This window comes from Streptomyces sp. NPDC058872, assembly GCF_042743065.1.
Taxonomy (GTDB): Bacteria; Actinomycetota; Actinomycetes; order Streptomycetales; family Streptomycetaceae; genus Streptomyces.
In genome coordinates, this window is record NZ_JBHYMK010000008.1 from 123,461 (window position 1) to 138,477 (window position 15,017).

General features: G+C 70.7%; 17 protein-coding genes and 1 tRNA gene. 16 read left to right on the forward strand and 2 right to left on the reverse strand.

Annotation, left to right across the window (positions count from 1 at the left end; genetic code table 11):
* The first annotated feature begins 663 nt into the window (after positions 1-663).
* From ACFW22_RS07210 to ACFW22_RS07225, 4 genes are read left to right on the forward strand one after another with little or no spacing between them, the layout of a single operon-like run.
* Positions 664-930 (forward strand): DUF6284 family protein, encoded by a 267-nt coding sequence (locus ACFW22_RS07210; RefSeq protein WP_386400180.1) that lies wholly within the window; start codon positions 664-666, stop codon positions 928-930.
* Positions 927-1,115 (forward strand): hypothetical protein, encoded by a 189-nt coding sequence (locus ACFW22_RS07215; RefSeq protein ID WP_386400183.1) that lies wholly within the window; start codon positions 927-929, stop codon positions 1,113-1,115. The genes ACFW22_RS07210 and ACFW22_RS07215 overlap by 4 nt, the downstream gene beginning before the upstream one ends.
* Positions 1,112-1,417: a hypothetical protein gene (locus ACFW22_RS07220; protein WP_386400184.1), complete on the forward strand. Its 306-nt coding sequence runs from the start codon at positions 1,112-1,114 to the stop codon at positions 1,415-1,417. Before ACFW22_RS07215 ends, ACFW22_RS07220 begins: the two co-directional genes overlap by 4 nt.
* Positions 1,414-2,283, forward strand: a complete 870-nt coding sequence (locus ACFW22_RS07225; RefSeq protein WP_386400186.1) for a protein spdB — start codon at positions 1,414-1,416, stop codon at positions 2,281-2,283. Before ACFW22_RS07220 ends, ACFW22_RS07225 begins: the two co-directional genes overlap by 4 nt.
* A gap of 13 nt (positions 2,284-2,296) precedes the next feature.
* Here the strand turns inward: ACFW22_RS07225 and ACFW22_RS07230 are convergent, their stop codons facing one another.
* Entirely contained in the window at positions 2,297-2,461 is a 165-nt protein-coding gene (locus tag ACFW22_RS07230) for a hypothetical protein (protein ID WP_386400188.1), read from the reverse strand.
* 41 nt (positions 2,462-2,502) lie between these two features.
* Between ACFW22_RS07230 and ACFW22_RS07235 the strand changes: the two genes are divergently transcribed.
* From ACFW22_RS07235 to ACFW22_RS07280, 10 genes are all read left to right on the forward strand, one after another.
* Positions 2,503-2,892 carry a DUF6251 family protein gene (locus ACFW22_RS07235; protein ID WP_386400190.1) on the forward strand — a complete coding sequence of 130 codons (390 nt, stop codon included), beginning with the start codon at positions 2,503-2,505 and terminating at the stop codon, positions 2,890-2,892.
* 81 nt (positions 2,893-2,973) lie between these two features.
* Entirely contained in the window at positions 2,974-3,186 is a 213-nt protein-coding gene (locus ACFW22_RS07240) for a DUF6257 family protein (RefSeq protein ID WP_386400192.1), read from the forward strand.
* 90 nt (positions 3,187-3,276) lie between these two features.
* Positions 3,277-5,349 carry a cell division protein FtsK gene (locus ACFW22_RS07245; RefSeq protein WP_386400194.1) on the forward strand — a complete coding sequence of 691 codons (2,073 nt, stop codon included), beginning with the start codon at positions 3,277-3,279 and terminating at the stop codon, positions 5,347-5,349.
* 149 nt (positions 5,350-5,498) lie between these two features.
* Positions 5,499-5,744 (forward strand): hypothetical protein, encoded by a 246-nt coding sequence (locus ACFW22_RS07250; protein WP_386400197.1) that lies wholly within the window; start codon positions 5,499-5,501, stop codon positions 5,742-5,744.
* A gap of 160 nt (positions 5,745-5,904) precedes the next feature.
* Positions 5,905-6,093 (forward strand): hypothetical protein, encoded by a 189-nt coding sequence (locus tag ACFW22_RS07255; protein ID WP_386400199.1) that lies wholly within the window; start codon positions 5,905-5,907, stop codon positions 6,091-6,093.
* A gap of 11 nt (positions 6,094-6,104) precedes the next feature.
* A complete protein-coding gene (locus ACFW22_RS07260) occupies positions 6,105-6,458 on the forward strand; it encodes a hypothetical protein (protein ID WP_386400201.1) in 354 nt (117 codons plus the stop codon).
* A gap of 84 nt (positions 6,459-6,542) precedes the next feature.
* Entirely contained in the window at positions 6,543-7,415 is an 873-nt protein-coding gene (locus ACFW22_RS07265) for a DNA primase (protein WP_386400203.1), read from the forward strand.
* Between the two features lies 1 nt (position 7,416).
* Positions 7,417-8,892, forward strand: coding sequence for an ATP-binding protein (locus tag ACFW22_RS07270; protein WP_386400205.1), 1,476 nt, complete (start codon positions 7,417-7,419; stop codon positions 8,890-8,892).
* Positions 8,893-9,380: 488 nt separating this feature from the next.
* The gene (locus ACFW22_RS07275; RefSeq protein ID WP_386400206.1) at positions 9,381-9,578 is read left to right on the forward strand and encodes a helix-turn-helix transcriptional regulator; all 198 of its coding nucleotides are present in this window, start codon (positions 9,381-9,383) and stop codon (positions 9,576-9,578) included.
* On the forward strand, positions 9,578-10,975 hold the full coding sequence (locus ACFW22_RS07280) for a tyrosine-type recombinase/integrase (RefSeq protein ID WP_386400208.1): 1,398 nt from the start codon (positions 9,578-9,580) through the stop codon (positions 10,973-10,975). The genes ACFW22_RS07275 and ACFW22_RS07280 overlap by 1 nt, the downstream gene beginning before the upstream one ends.
* A gap of 167 nt (positions 10,976-11,142) precedes the next feature.
* Here ACFW22_RS07280 and ACFW22_RS07285 read toward each other — a convergent pair.
* A tRNA-Arg gene (locus ACFW22_RS07285) sits at positions 11,143-11,215 on the reverse strand.
* A gap of 302 nt (positions 11,216-11,517) precedes the next feature.
* Between ACFW22_RS07285 and ACFW22_RS07290 the strand changes: the two genes are divergently transcribed.
* Both ACFW22_RS07290 and ACFW22_RS07295 read left to right on the forward strand, forming a co-directional pair.
* On the forward strand, positions 11,518-13,128 hold the full coding sequence (locus tag ACFW22_RS07290; protein ID WP_386400279.1) for a dynamin family protein: 1,611 nt from the start codon (positions 11,518-11,520) through the stop codon (positions 13,126-13,128).
* 1 nt (position 13,129) lies between these two features.
* Complete coding sequence (locus ACFW22_RS07295) at positions 13,130-14,941, forward strand: GTPase (RefSeq protein WP_386400210.1); 1,812 nt, start codon at positions 13,130-13,132, stop codon at positions 14,939-14,941.
* Positions 14,942-15,017 lie beyond the last annotated feature (76 nt).

The following is a 15,017-nucleotide window of genomic DNA, read 5'->3' on the forward strand; positions in this document are numbered from 1 at the left end:
GCTAGGCACATCAAGCGGGACGGCATCGCGACCCATTGAAGAACCAAGGGACTTGACGATGTGAATCCTTCCCCGCATGATGAGGAACAGGTAGTACATGTACCTCACTGGGCTTCGGCTCGGTGATCCGTGCTGCCGCGCAATGCCCGGAGGGGTCCGGTGAAACGGCTCTGAAGGAAGCGACTGCCACGGTTGAGAACTGAACAGAGGACGCACCGCAGCCTTCGCTAGGGAAGAGCGGCCGTCAAACGTCAGGCACCTGCGACAAGCCGTAGGCCCTGCCGCACGAGCAGTAAGCACCTTGCTCCGGGTCGCCCTTCGGGGCGGCCGAGGAGTCCTCTACGTGCGGTGAGACAAGGGCAGAGATCGCGACCTACGCCACGCACCCATGTCCGCCCCGATGGAAGCCGACGTGAAGCGACGAAGACTCTGGGCGCCGCTTCCGCTGGACCGGCGGAGCGGCCGCGCCCACCGCGTCATCTGACCACCGCAGCCGCTCGGCGGCTGCGGCCGGTTGCCTCCTCCGCCCGTCCGGGCCCCGCTTGCGGGGTTCCGTACGGGCGGGGTTGAGGGGAGCCGGATGGTTCCAAACGGCGTGAGCCCCCGGTGCGGACACACCGGGGGCTCGGTTCGGGCCGTTCCTGACCGAGAGGAACACACCCAATGAAGTCCATCGCTGCACTTCAGGCCGTTGTTACGGCCGCCGGGTTCGACGGTGAGCCGTCGGATGCGGAGTTGGACGCGATCGAGCAGGAGATGCCGCTGATTCTGGCGGAGGTCGACTTGCTTGACGCGCAGATCATGACCCTGGATCGTCCGGCTACGGTGCTGGACGAGCGGCGGATTCGCCGGGCCCGCAACCGGGTCATGGCCGAGCGCTGCACCCTGACCAACCGCGCCGGCCTGGCGCAGGCGGGGGGTGCCGCGTGAACACCCTCGCCTACTGGCTCCTGATCGCCCTGGCCGTCGCCGTGGAGGTCTGGGGCCAGGTCATCGACAACCAGGACCTCACCCTCGCCGGCCTTTTCGCCGGGCTCGGCGTGGTCGCCGTCCACCGGCTCCTGCTCCGCGCCGACGAGTGCGAGGAGTTCCCCGAGGCGGGTGAGGAGCGATGACCGCTGCAGAATGCGGCATGAGCGGACGCGACATGCTTCCGGCGGACGTTGCGGAGCTGCTGACGGCGGTGCTGGAGGCTCTGGATATGCCGCTGCCGTCGAACGAGGACGGTGACGACCGCAAGTACTACCGACTGCTCGAACGCCGCACCTCGGGCGTCCGCGTCGCTCTACGGTCCCTGCTCGCCTACCCCGACTACCTGGACCTGCCCGGCGACGCGGCCTACATCCGTAAGTACACGGCCGAGCACCCGGTCACCTACACCCCCTTCGTCTCCTCCCGGACGGGGGAGGCGGGATGAGGAAGCAGATGGTGACCGCCGCGCCGGCCGTCGCCATGACGGTCGTGTCGATGGTCCTCACTTTGGCTGTGGTGGTGATGTGGCTCGGTGGTTCGATGCCGTGGCCGATTGCCCTGGTGGTCGGTCTCGGTTTGGACGGTGGGTGGCTGGCCACCCTCGCCTACGAACGGCGCCTCGCCGCCCAGGGCGACCACTCCACCCCGGTCACCACGGTCGGTTGGGGATTCGGCCTGGCCGCCACCGCCGTCCTGGTCGCCCACGCGCTGGGTGAGACCTCGCCCGGCCCGTGGCTGGCGGTGGCCTGGCTCCCGCTCGCGGCCAAGGGCCTGTGGCTGGTCCACGGCCTGTGGGAGCGCACCGCGCTCACCCCGGTCGCACTGGACGCGATCCGCGGTATCCAGCAGGAGGCCCGGGACGAGGCGGCCGTGGCCCGTGCCCGGCTGCGGGCGCAGGCGGGCACGGAGGAGACCCGGCTGACGGCCGTGACCGAGGCCGGGGCACGCGTCGCACGCATCCAAGCCAAGACCGCTGAACGGCTCTCCGGGGCCTGGTCGACGCTGGAGACGGCCCGGCAGGGCGAGGGCACCGCACGGGCCCTGACCTGCGTGACGGACCGCGTCACACCCACGTCACAGCCCCGCTGGGAACTGCCCGTCTGGGGCCCCTTCGAACCCGTCCCCGCCCTCGATCCGGCCCCCTCGCTGAGCGACGACGACCTGGATCGGATCGTCACCGAACTCCACACCAGCCAGACCCCGCCGCTGTCCTACCGCGAACTCTCGCTCCGCTTCCGCGCGGCCGGCCACAGCGCGAGCGAGACCCGACTACGGGCCGCCTGGCGACGCGTCACCACCACCGCCTCATGAGCACAGCCCGCGGCTAGAACAGCGTGTCGGCCACGAAGCCGACGAACTGGGCCACCCGGTACTTGAGCCGGTGCCACCGGTTGCAGAACCGCTTCAAGGCCCACCACCGGCGCTGCTCCAGTGGCCGCCCGCACCACTTGCACGGCAGCGGGTCCACCTCGATCTCGATCGCCCCCATGGCCCGTGACTCTAACCGTCACCTCTGACCTGGGAGAACCCATGTCGAACCTCCCCGAACCCGCCCCGGTCGTCCGGCTCCCGGACGGCACCTACACCTACGCCGACCACCTCCCCACCCCCATTCAGCCCGTCGCCCCGGTGCCGCAGGTGGTGCACCAGCACATCCACCAGGCCCCGCCCGACCGCACCGTCCAGCGGATCGCACTCGGCTCCGGCATCGGTGCCGGCACCGTCGCCGCCGGCGTCTACTTCGGCCCGCTGCTGGTCGGCGCCCTCACGGCGATCGCCGCGAACCTCGCCCTGCTCGCGTTCCTCGCCGCCGCCCTGTCCTGGGGCGTCGTGTCCGTCGTGAGGTCGGTGGGTGGCACGGAGGGGACGAACGCGGCGAAGAACGTGGGCAAGGCCGCGAAGTACCTGCGCCGCCGCTGACGGCTGCCCGCCCACCCCCAACCGAGTTGGTCGGGGGTGGAAGGGGAGCCGGGACAGTCCCGGCACCGGAAGGGATCAATCGTGGCCAGCAGGAAGAACAACGAGTACGACCCGAACCACCCGCCGCTCACCACGGGGGAGAAGGCCAAGTTCGGCTGGTACGTCGCCCGCATGGCCAAGCGCGGCATCGCCGGCGAGCACGTCCACCAAGACGACCTGGAGAAGAAGGTCGACCGCCTCCTCGACCACGCCCGCGAGCGCGCCGAGAAGAACGCCCGCAAGAACGGCAAGTAGCTGTGCCCCGGGGCGGCCGACAGCCGCCAAGCATCCCGACCGCCCCGGGCCCTTTCCCTCCACCCTTTCGAGCAGCAGGAGACACCCAGCATGACCGAGACGCCCGTGGCCGCGCACCTGCGGCCGGTCCCCGACATCGACCACGAGACGCCCACCGCCCCGCTGGCGGTGGACAACCCGGCCTTACCCGACCCGAAAGTCACCATCGAGAAGCGCAAGCCGGTCCTCGCCGGATGGCTCACCAACCGCCGCGACTTCCTCGCCACCGCCCGCCACACCGGCGCGAACCTCGGCTACGCCGCCCTCTTCCACGGCGTCCGCATCCCCGTCTACGCCGGACGCCTGGCCCTGATGTCGCCGCGGGGAACCTGCCGGTTCATCGCCTCCACCAACCGGTGGGTGTGGGACCGGGAGGCCGCCCCGCTGCGCGACTACGCGGTCCGCACGGAGGACGTGGAGGAGTACATGCGCCTGGCCAAGCTGCGTGCCGGACGGATCCGGCTGCGTGGTCTGGTCACCCTGGTGTCCCTTGTGTTCGGTGCCTCCTTCGCCCTGTGGCTGTACGTCGTCGCCCCCGCCTACCTGTTCGTCTTCGCCACGGGCGGGGTGCTGTTGCTGGGGATGGGCGGGCAGCAGCCCGATGCCCCGGTCGTCGGCCCGGCCGTGCTGAAGACCGAGATCCAAAAGCTCACCGGGTCGATCGTGCTGCGCGGTCTGGACTCGATCGGGAACGCGAAGATCTCCGCCGCCATCAAAAAGGGCGGCGACATGAACGGCCTGCGCTTCACCAGCGAGATCGTGCGTGACGGGCCCGGCTACCGGGCCGACCTCGACCTCCCCTACGGCGTGACGCCGGAGGACATCATGGAGGCCCGCAAGCCCCTCGCCTCCGGCCTGCGCCGCAAGGTCGGCTGCGTGTGGCCCGCCCCCGACCCGACTGAGCATGAGGGACGGCTGGTCCTGTGGGTGGGGGACAAGCCGATGAACGAGACCACCAAGCCCGCTTGGCCGCTGCTGAAGACCGGCACGGTGGACCTGTTCAAGCCGGTCGTGTTCGGCAACGACCAGCGCATGCGCGACGTCACGGTGACCCTGATGTTCGCGGCCGTCGTCGTCGGCTCCGTCCCCCGCATGGGCAAGACCTTCCTCATGCGGCTGCTCCTCCTTATCGCCGCCCTCGACCCTCGCGCGGAGATCCACGCGTTCGACTTCAAGGGCACCGGCGACTTCGGCGCCCTGGAACCGATCTGCCACCGCTACCGCGCCGGCGAGGAGGACGACGACATCGGCTACGTCGTCGAGTCGCTGCGGGAGCTGAAGGAAGAGCTGCGGCGCCGGGCGAAGGTCATCAAGTCCCTGCCGCGCTCGCGCTGTCCGGAGTCGAAGGTCACCCCCGCCCTCGCCGACGACAAGTCCCTCGGCCTGCACCCGATCGTCGTCGGGTTCGACGAGTGCCAGGTGCCCTTCGAGCACGCCGAGCACGGCGCGGAGATCGAGGCGATCTGCACCGACCTGGTCAAGCGCGGCCCCGCGCTGGGGATCGTGACCCTGTTCGGCACCCAGCGCCCGGACGCGAAGTCGCTGCCCACCGGCATCTCCGCGAACGCGATCCTCAGGTTCTGCCTGAAGGTCATGGGGCAGCCCGCCAACGACATGGTGCTGGGCACCTCGATGTACAAGTCGGGGTACCGGGCCACCATGTTCTCCCGCTCCGACCGGGGCATCTGCTGGATGGCCGGCGAGGGCGACGACCCCCGCATCGTCGCCTCCGCGTTCGTCGACGCCGTCGCCGCCGAACAGGTCGTCACCCGCGCCCGCAAGGCCCGCGAGGACTACGGCAACGTCACCGGCCACGCCATCGGCAAGGGCCCCGACAAGACCACCGGCAACGACATCCTCGCCGACGTCCTCGGCGTCATGACCGAGGGCGAGAAGGCCGTGTGGTGCGAGCGCATCGCCACCCGCCTCATCTCCCTTCGCCCGGACACGTACGCGGGGTGGAAGGGCGAGAACGTCACCGCGGCGCTGAAGCCCTACGGCATCAAGGCGGGCCAGGTCTGGGGCACCACGGACGAGGGCAAGGGCGCCAACCGGCGCGGCATCGACCGCACCGACATCACCGCCGCCATCACTCGCCGTAACGCCGACCGGGCCGCCGCCTAACCCCAGCAGCACCGCTAGACCTAGCAGGATCCGCTGCTAGGTCTAGCAGCCGCGCTAGCACCCCATAGGGTCGCTGACCTGTGATCTAGCGTCTAGCAGTCCACCTGCGAAAACCCCGGAATCCGCCCCTGGAGAGGAAACGGCCATCCATGCTCACCGCTAGTGCCCTGCTCCTGCTCGCCGCCCTCGCCGGTTACACGCTGTTGTGTGCGGCGTCCCCGTTCGGGACCTGCCGCACGTGCCGAGGGCTCGGCGGGAAGGTCGTCCTCGACCGCAAGGGACGCCCCAAGAAGGCCAAGCCCTGCCGCCGCTGCAAGGGCCACGGCAAGCGCCTCCGCGTCGGACGCCGCCTGCACAACCACAGCCGCGCGATCCACCGCGCCGGCACCCGCTGACCCCGGACACGAAAGCGGCCGACGGCGCCCGTCATGAGACGTACCCCGCTCCGAGCAGGAGCTAGGCGGACGCGCCGTCGGCCAATCCCCCGAGCTTGTCAGCACCCGAGGTACCCGCACCCTACCCAGCCCGCCGCACCCCGTCGAAGGAGATACCGCCATGGTCGTGACCGTCTCCCTGGTCGCGCTCTTCGGACTCGTCCTGTTCTTCCTCCTGCGCTCCCGCAGCCTCGGCCCCGGAGCCGCGTTCATCGCCGCCGGATTCGGGTTCTTCCTCGCCTCCACCGGCGCTGCCCGCCCCATCAACCAGCTCGCCGAATCCCTCATCCAGACCGTCTCCAACCTCTAACCGGCCCGGCCATGAGCCCTCTCCTCGACTGGGGCGATGCCCGGCACTTCGACCACACGCGGGACCGGCCGTGCTGCCTGTGCGGCCGGCCAACCCCGATGCGGTCCCACGCCGGTGAGGCCGTCCACAAGGTGTGCGCGGAGGCCTGGAATGACGCCCACCCGGGCGAGGCCCGCCGCTACACCCGAGCCGCCAAGGACCGGCCCCAGTACGAAGTCGGCACGTGGCGCTTCCACAACGACGGACCCATCACCGACCAGCGCGTCCCGGTCCTCGGTCAGGTCATCACCACCAACGCCCTAGACCACGGCCCCCGACAAATCACGGGCCCCGGGCAGGAACAGCCTGGCTTGTTCGCCGCCTGACCGCACAAAGGGCGGCCCCCGTCTCGCCAAAGCCGGGGCCGCCCTCACATCCAGCACGCTCACAACGAACTGGAGACACCCAGCATGACCCATGCCACCCCGATCCGGCGAGACGCCCGGACCGACCACCTCACCCTCGCCCTGCGCCTGGGGACCCTGGGCCTGCCCGTCCTGCCGCTCCGTGCCGGGAAGGGCCCCGTCGGCAACTGCCGCACCTGCGCGGACAACGCGTGCGGCGGACGGCCGAACATGAAGACCCCCGGCCCCTGCGCCTGCCCGCGCCCGTGCCACGCCTGGGCCGCCGCCACCACCGACTCGACCGTCCTCACCTCGCCCGCCTGGTCGACCGCGTGGCGCGTCGCCGGCGTCGTCGGCTACCACCCGGGCGGCGCGGGGGTGACCGTCGTCGACCTGGATGACGCCGCCGCCGTCGCCTGGGCCCGCGCGGCTCTGCCCCCGACTCGCACCGTGGCGACGACGCGGGGCGAGCACTGGATCTACTCCGGCACCATGCGCTCCGTGAACGGCGTCCGCCCCGGTGTCGACATCAAGTCCCTGATGTCCTACGCCCGCTGGCTCGGCCCCGGCACCGGCACCCTCGCGGAACTGCCGGACGTCGTCCGCACGCTCGCTGCGAAGAAGCCCACCACGGCCCGGCCAGTGCCCCGGGCCGTCACGGTGCCCGCTCTGGTCGGGGGCGGCCAGTGCCGTCACCGCTCGCCCGCCTACCTGGAGCGAGGCATCGCCATGGCCGAGCAGCGCATCACCGACGCCCCCAGCGCGATCCACGCCACGGTGTACCGGACGTTCCTGGCGGTGCTGTCCGCGCACGGCCGGTGCGGCTGCCTCACCGAGGCGCACATCGCCCGCCTGTTCACCGCCGCGCAGGCCAAGGGCGAATCCCCCCGGCACTGCACGGACGCCTGGTCCAATGCACAGGCCGCGCTGGGGATGTGACGTGGCCGAGGACGAGAAGAATCCGGCCCGCGAGGTCATCGGCAACTACGCACGGGAACACTTTCGGTACTTCCGCACCGCTGACGGCACCGTTTATGCCCAGCGCAACGGGCACCCCGTCGCCCGCCCGATCCGCTCCCAGGGAACGACGGGCAGCCATCGCCAAGAACTCATCGTCGGGCTGTTCAAGGACGGCTACGGCGTCTTCAACGGAACCGCACTCAAGGAGGCACTGGACTTGATTGAGGCACTGGCCATGAGTGAGCAGGTGCAGCCCGTCCACATCCGCGTCGCCCCCGGCTTTGACGGGGCGACGTGGCTCGATCTGGGACGCAACGACGGCCAGTCCGTCCGCATCCACCCCACCGGTTGGGACATCCGCACCCCCAACCCTGAGGAGGTGTGCTGGCGTCGCACCCAGCTCACCGGGGAATTGCCCCTGCCTGCCAAGGACACCGACGGCAAGGGCATCGACCTGCTGATGCGGCTGTGCAACTTCGCCAACGCCCAGACCGAGAGCATGGTCATCGCCTGGCTCATTGGCTGCCTGGGGCCGTCCGTGCCCGTCCCCGCTCCGTTCCTTACCGGACCCCAGGGGGCGGGCAAGTCCACGGGCGCGCGGATGCTCCTGCGGATCATCGAAGGCATGAGCAGTGACCTGCGCCGGGCGCCGAAGGACGAGGAGAACCTGATCGCAGCGGTCGCGGCCGGGTGGGTCACCGCGCTGGACAACCTCTCCCACCTGACGCCGGACATGTCCGATGCCATGTGCTGCATCGTCACCGGAGCCGAGAACGTCAAGCGGGCCCTGTTCACCGACGGCGACGTCGTCCGCTCCCGCTACCGCAAACCGTTGCTGCTGACCGGTATCGACGTCGGCGTCATCCGCCCCGACCTCGCCGAACGCCTCCTCCCCCTCCGCCTGGAGCGACCCAAAGTGCGGCGGACCGAGGCGGAGCTGTGGGCGGAGTTCGGGGAGATCCTGCCGATCATCCTCGGCTCGCTGCTCGACCTCACGGTCAAAGTCCGCGCCACCCAGGCCGACATCCCCACCGACCTACGCATGGCCGACTTCGCCCACCTGTGCGCGCAGCTCGACGCCGCCACCAGCTTCCGTGCCCTGGACGCCTACCGGGCCAGCCTGGACGACCTCAACGACGATGTCATCGAGGGCGACGTGCTCGCGCAGACCGTCCTCGACTACGCCACCGGCATTGCCCCGGGCACGGACATTCGAATGACGTCGTCCGAGTGGCTGCACTGCCTCACCCAGCTCTACACCCGCGAAGGCCTGCGCGTCGCGCCGAAGGGATGGCCGACCACTGGAAAGGTTCTCTCCGACCGTCTCAAGCGCCTCCAGCCCGTCATGGCCGCCCGCGGTGTTGTCGTCGACTGGGGCCGCACCAAGACCGCCCGCTACATCGAGATGGCCCGCCCGCCGCAGCCGTCGCCCGACGAGCAGGCTGGGATGTTCTAGACCGCGCCGCACGGGCCGCCGCACAAGCAAGAGGAGCACGGCCCCGCCCTGGCACGGGGGTGCTCCTCTTATTTCGGCGGCTTGCCGCCGCTGCAAGGAACGCGCCGCGTGGCGGCTCCCTGTTCACGCTCTAAGGCGCGCACAACAACAGACACCCCCCTCTTTTCCTAAGAGAGGAACACTGCGTCACCTGTGTCACGGGCGGCCGGAAGTGGCACCTGACCTGCCGCAACGGCGGTGACGCAGACGCCGAGGTCTGTGTCATTCCGCGTCATCTGCGTCACTGGCGACGGAGTGCCTGTGGGTTTCAGTGACGCAGGCCGAAGACCCCTGCGTCACTGAAACCCACAGGTCAGGCGGCCGTGTGACGCGAATGACGCGATGACGCAGAAATCCCCGCCTCGGACAGGTGCAGCGTCTGAACCCGCCCTGAGCCGCGACTCAGAGGACTCTCACTCCAACTTCTTCGCCCCGAGGAGGACACCTCGATGGCCAGCACGCCCAAGACCCGCGCGATGCTCACCGTCCCCGAGCTGTGCGACGAGCTCGGCATCACCCGCTCCACTTTCTACGACTGGCGCCTGAAGAGGCGCGCCCCCCGGTGCATCAAGCTCCCGAACGGAGCCATCCGCGTGCGCCGGGTCGATCTGGAGATCTGGCTGAGCGAGCACGAGGACGCCGCTTGATGGACACGACGTACGACGTGAAGTTCTGGAAGACCTCTGTCTATGAAGGGAAGACGAAGACCACGTACACGGTCCGCTGGCTGGTGGCGGGGGAGGAGTGGCGGAAGCCGTTCGCCAAAGTCGGCCTGGCCGACTCCTTCCGGGCGGGGCTCGTCGCGGCTGCCAGCAAGGGGGAGGCGTTCAGCCTCTCCACCGGCCTGCCCGTCTCGTACATCTCCCAGGCGGCCGGCGCGAAGTGGTACGACTTCGCGGTCCAGTTCGTCGACCAGATCTGGGTGCGGACGTCGGCGAACAACAGGAAGAACGTGGCCAAGGCGCTGACTCCCGTCACGATCGCCTTGCTCCGCTCGCAGCCGACGATGTTCGACGGCGTGGAGGTGCGCCGGGCGCTCCGGGAGTACGCCTTCAACACCCGCCAGCGGGAGCAGGCCCCGCCCGAGGTCGCCGTGATCCTGCGGTGGGTACAGCGGAACTCGCTCACCATGGCGGCCTGGGAGGACGAGGCCGCCGTGGAGACGGCGTTGCGCGCGGCCATGACGAAGTTGGACAGCACTCCCGTCGCCGCCAGCACGGCCCGGCGGAACAAGCGCGTGCTGAACGTCCTCTTCGAGTACGCCCTCAAGAAGAAGGTGCTCAAGGAGAACCCTCTTCCGAAGGGGAAGGGCGCGAGCACCACGGCGACGAAGACGTCCTCCGCCGTCGACAAGCGGTCGCTGCTCAACAGCGAGCAGGCCGCCAAGCTCCTCGGCTGGGTCTACGCCCGGCCGAGGGGCGGCCAGCGGCTGCACACCTTCTTCGCCGCGATGTACTACGCCGGCGCCCGGCCCGAGGAGGTCGTGGCGATCGATGTCGGGGACGTACGTCTGCCCGACGTGGACGCCGATGACCAGTGGGGCGAGCTTCTCCTCCACACCGCCCACCCCGAGGTCGGGAAGCAGTGGACCGACACGGGGGAGGTGCGCGAGCAGAGGGGTCTCAAGGGACGGGCCGCCGACGACACCCGAACGGTGCCCTGTCGTCCCGCCCTGACGCGGATCCTCCGGGCGCATATTGAGAAGGAAGGGTTGAAGCCCGGCGATCTGTTGATGCAAGGGGAGAAAGGCGGAGATCTCGCCGGGTCCGTGATCCGGAGAGCGTGGCGACGGGCTCGAAAGGAAGTGCTGACGCCGTACGAATTCGGGACTCCGCTCGGGCGGCGCGTGTACGACCTCCGGCACACCTGCCTGACGAACTGGCTCAACGCCGGCGTCCCGGCCGCGACCGTGGCCGAGTGGGCGGGCAACAGCGTCCCCGTCCTTCTCTCCACCTACGCCCGGTGCGTGGACGGGCACCTGCACGACCTCAAGCGCCGCATCGAGCAGGCGGGCGAGCTGCCGGACCCCGTCAGCCGAGGCTGAAAATTTCTCCGCGTATTCTCCGTGGCCACCCGCAGAAACTCGGAATCAGCCAGAAACCGCCGTACGCGCCCCGGCCCTGCCGGGGTCGTGTACGCCGGTTCCCCGGCTGCTCTGAAACCTTCCCTGACCAGCAAAAAGACCCTCCCGAAGGAGGGTCTTGTGCGGAGCGCCCCCGGCAGGACTCGAACCTGCGGCCAAGTGCTTAGAAGGCACCTGCTCTATCCGCTGAGCTACGGGGGCCGGGTAGTGGCCGGGCGGCCGGGAACCCCTGGTGGGTGGGGTGTGGCCTGCCGGGACAAGGATAGGGCTCCGATCACCTTGGCCCGGTTGCTTCACCTGCGTGGCACGATGTGGAGGTTCGGTGAAGCGGAACGATAATCGCAGGCAGGTGCGATTCGCGCAGCGCTTTTCACGCCGCTGGGCGCGGGTGTTGTGTAGTCGTTATGCCCGGGCTTCCGGCCACCACTCTTCTCTTCGGCGCGTAGGGTCGCCATACGCTTCAAAAACACTCATAAATTGGGCATTCTTCGCATGTGGTGACCTTGGACGAACGGCCTCAGCTGATCGACGCACTCTCCGCCCTGCGCGACCGAGTCGCCGCCGTGCGTCTCCCGTTGCCCCTGCCCGACACGCCCCGCGCCCGGCAGACCCGTGCCGAGCTGCTCGCCCAACTCGACGACTATCTGGTGCCCCGGCTGAAAGACCCCGACGCGCCGCTCCTCGCCGTCATCGGAGGGTCCACCGGGGCCGGGAAGTCCACCCTGGTCAATTCCCTCGTCGGGCGGCGCGTCAGCGAGGCGGGGGTGCTCAGGCCCACCACCCGGACGCCCATGCTCGTCTGCCACCCCGAGGACCACCACTGGTTCGCCGGAACGCGGGTCCTCCCGCAGCTCACCCGCGTCTGGCTGCCCCAGGCCGATGAGGACCGCCCCGTCGACGAGCCCGCGCCCGAGGAGAACGCCCTGCGCGTGGAGACGGCCGGCGCCCTGCCCCGGGGGCTCGCCCTCCTCGACGCACCCGACATCGACTCCCTCGTCGTCGAGAACCGGCTGCTCGCCGCCGAGTTGATCTGTGCCGCCGACATCTGGGTGATGGTCACCACCGCCTCGCGCTACGCCGACGCCGTGCCCTGGCACCTGCTCCGTACCGCCAAGGAGTACGACGCCACGCTCGTCACCGTCCTGGACCGGGTTCCCCACCAGGTCATCGGAGAGGTCTCCCGCCAGTACGAGGCGCTGCTCGACAAGGCGGGTTTCGACGAGGTGCCCCGATTCACCATTCCCGAACTGCCTGAGTCCACGGGCGGCGGCAGCGGGCTGCTGCCCGAGAGCGCCGTCGCCCCGCTGCGCGGCTGGCTCGCCCACTGCGCCGAGGACCCGGCTGCCCGGCAGCAGGCCGCGGACCGCACCGCCTCCGGAGTCATCGACTCCCTCGACGCCCGGCTTCCCGAACTGGCCGGTGCGGTCGCCGCCCAGTACGCCACCGCCGTCCGCCTGGGCGGTGTCGTCGAGACCGCCTACGCGGAACAGGGGAGGCGGGTGCGCAAGGAGCTCGGCCGTGGGGCCGTCCTTGCGGGTGACGCACGCACCCGTTGGCGCGCCTACCCCCGGGACAGCACCGCCGAGGAGCTCCTCGACGCCCTGGCCGAGTCCCTCGCAGCCCTCCTGCACTGCGCGGTCTCCGCCGCCGAGGAGCGCGTCCGGGACGCCTGGCGCCGCGAACCCGCGGCCGAGGCCGTCGGCCCGACCAGCAGCGGCGGAGACCGGGAGGCGGCGGAGCGCATCGGAGTGGAGGTGCGGCGCTGGCGGCGCGTACTGGAGGAGTTGGCGGAGGAAGAGGCACGGGACGTGGAGCGTCCTGCCGGCTCCCGCAGCGCCCTGCCCGAGGCCGACACCGTCGCCGCCCTCCTCGCCGCCTCTCTGCTCGGCGGACGTCGTGCCCGTGCGGCCGGTGACCGCCTCGCCGAACTCCTCGGAGCCCAGATCGCCCTGAGGCTGCGCGACAAGGGAGGCGCCCTGGTCCTCTCGTACGTCGATCGAGTCCTGCACGCCGAGCGCGACCGGCTCCTCGCCCCGCTCGACGCGCTCGACGTGACCCCCGAGCCGCAGGCGGAGCTGATCGCCGCGCTCTCCGTACTGCAGAAGGAGAAGTGACGTGGTGGACGACGAGCGGGAGCGCAGCCGCGGCCGCTGGGACGACGGGCTGATCGCGCGGAGGGCGGGCGAACGGCCCGGTTCCGGGCCGGAGGAAACGGCGGGGACCGGGGCGGCGGCAGACGCGGAGGACGTCCTGCCGCCCCTCGGCGGTAGCTACGGCGATCCGCTGCGGGCCCGCCTCTCCGCCCTCCACGAGCTCGTCGGGCTCTCCCGCACCCGCGTCGAGGGCGAGGCCCTCGACGAGGCCGGCCGCGTCCTCGACGAGGCCGCGGCCCGTCAGCGGCTCTCTTCCCAGCACACGGTGATCGCGCTCGCCGGGGCCACCGGAAGCGGCAAGTCCACCCTCTTCAACGCCCTTGCGGGCGTGCCCGTCTCCGAGACCGGACTGCGCCGACCCACCACCTCCGCGCCCCTCGCGCTCAGTTGGTCCGAGGGCGCGGCCGGGCTGCTCGACCGACTCGCCGTCCCCAGCAGGCTGCGGCGCCGTCCCCTCGCGGGCGGCGCCGGCGACACCGAACTCCAAGGACTCGTCCTCGTCGACCTGCCCGACCACGATTCCGCTGTCATCGCCCACCGCGACCAGGTCGACCGGGTGCTCGGCCTGGTCGACGCGGTGATCTGGGTCGTCGACCCCGAGAAGTACGCGGACGCCGCGCTGCACGAGCGCTATCTGAGACCGCTCGCCGGACACGCCGAGGTCACCTTCGTCGTCCTCAACCAGGTCGACCGGCTCGGCACCGAGGCCACCGACCTCGTCCTCGATGACCTGCGGCGCCTCCTCGACGAGGACGGCATGGCGCTCGGCGAGCACGGCGAGCCCGGCGCAACGGTCCTTGCGGTGTCCGCGCTGACCGGTGAGGGGGTTCCCGAACTGCGCGAACTCCTCGCCCGGTTCGTCCAGGGCCGCACCGCGCCCGAGAGCCGGCTCGCGGCCGACGTCGACGCCGCTGCCGCCCGACTGCGGCCGGTGTACGTCGCGGACGGCCGCCCCGGTCTCGACGAGGGGGTGCGGGACGCCTTCACGGACCGGCTCGCGGTCGCCGTCGGTGCACGGGCCGCCGGTGAGGCCGCCGAGCGGGTCTGGCGGAGGGGCGCCATCCGGGCCTGCGGCACTCCCTGGCTGCGGCTCTACCGTTGGTACGAGCGGATCCGCGCGCACGGCTCCACCGATCCGCACCTCGAATCGCCGACCGAGGACGAGTTGACGGCGCGCCAGCGCGTCGAGCAGGCGGTGCGGATCGTGGCCGACGAGTCCTCGCGCGGCCTTCCGGCCCCCTGGGCGCAGGCGGTCCGCGAAGCCGCGGTGCGCGGTGCGCGGGGGCTTCCGGAAGCCTTGGACGAGCTCGCCGGCTCCTTGGGGAACCCGGCGGCACGACCGCCCCGGCCCGCCTGGTGGCCCGCCGCGGTCCTCGCACAGGTGGTGATGACGCTCCTGCAGGTCTTCGGCGCGCTCTGGCTGGTGGGGCAGATCATCGGGGTGGTGCAGCCCGGTCTGTTGCCGCCGGTCCTCGTGATGCTCGCGGGCATCATCGGCGGTCCCCTCGTCGAATGGGCCTGTGAGGGAGCGGTGAAGGGACCGGCCCGCCGGTACGGGCAGGAGGCCGAGCGCCGTCTGCGGGAGGCCACCGCGGCCTGTGGTCGGGCCAAGGTCCTCGATCCGGTGGCGGCGGAGCTGGTGCGCTACCGGGAGGTGCGCGAACAGTACGCAACGGTGGTGGGCACGCGGCCGTCGCCGGCCAGGCTGGCCGGGAGCGGTCGTTTCGGCCCGACCCGACGGGGGGCGGTCAGGACGGCGGCGCGGGGAAGGTGACGGTGACGGTGTCCGGGGCCGCTTCGAGCTCCGGATTCCTCCTTCCGGGTGAGCGGGTTGTCCCCGGGGGACTGCC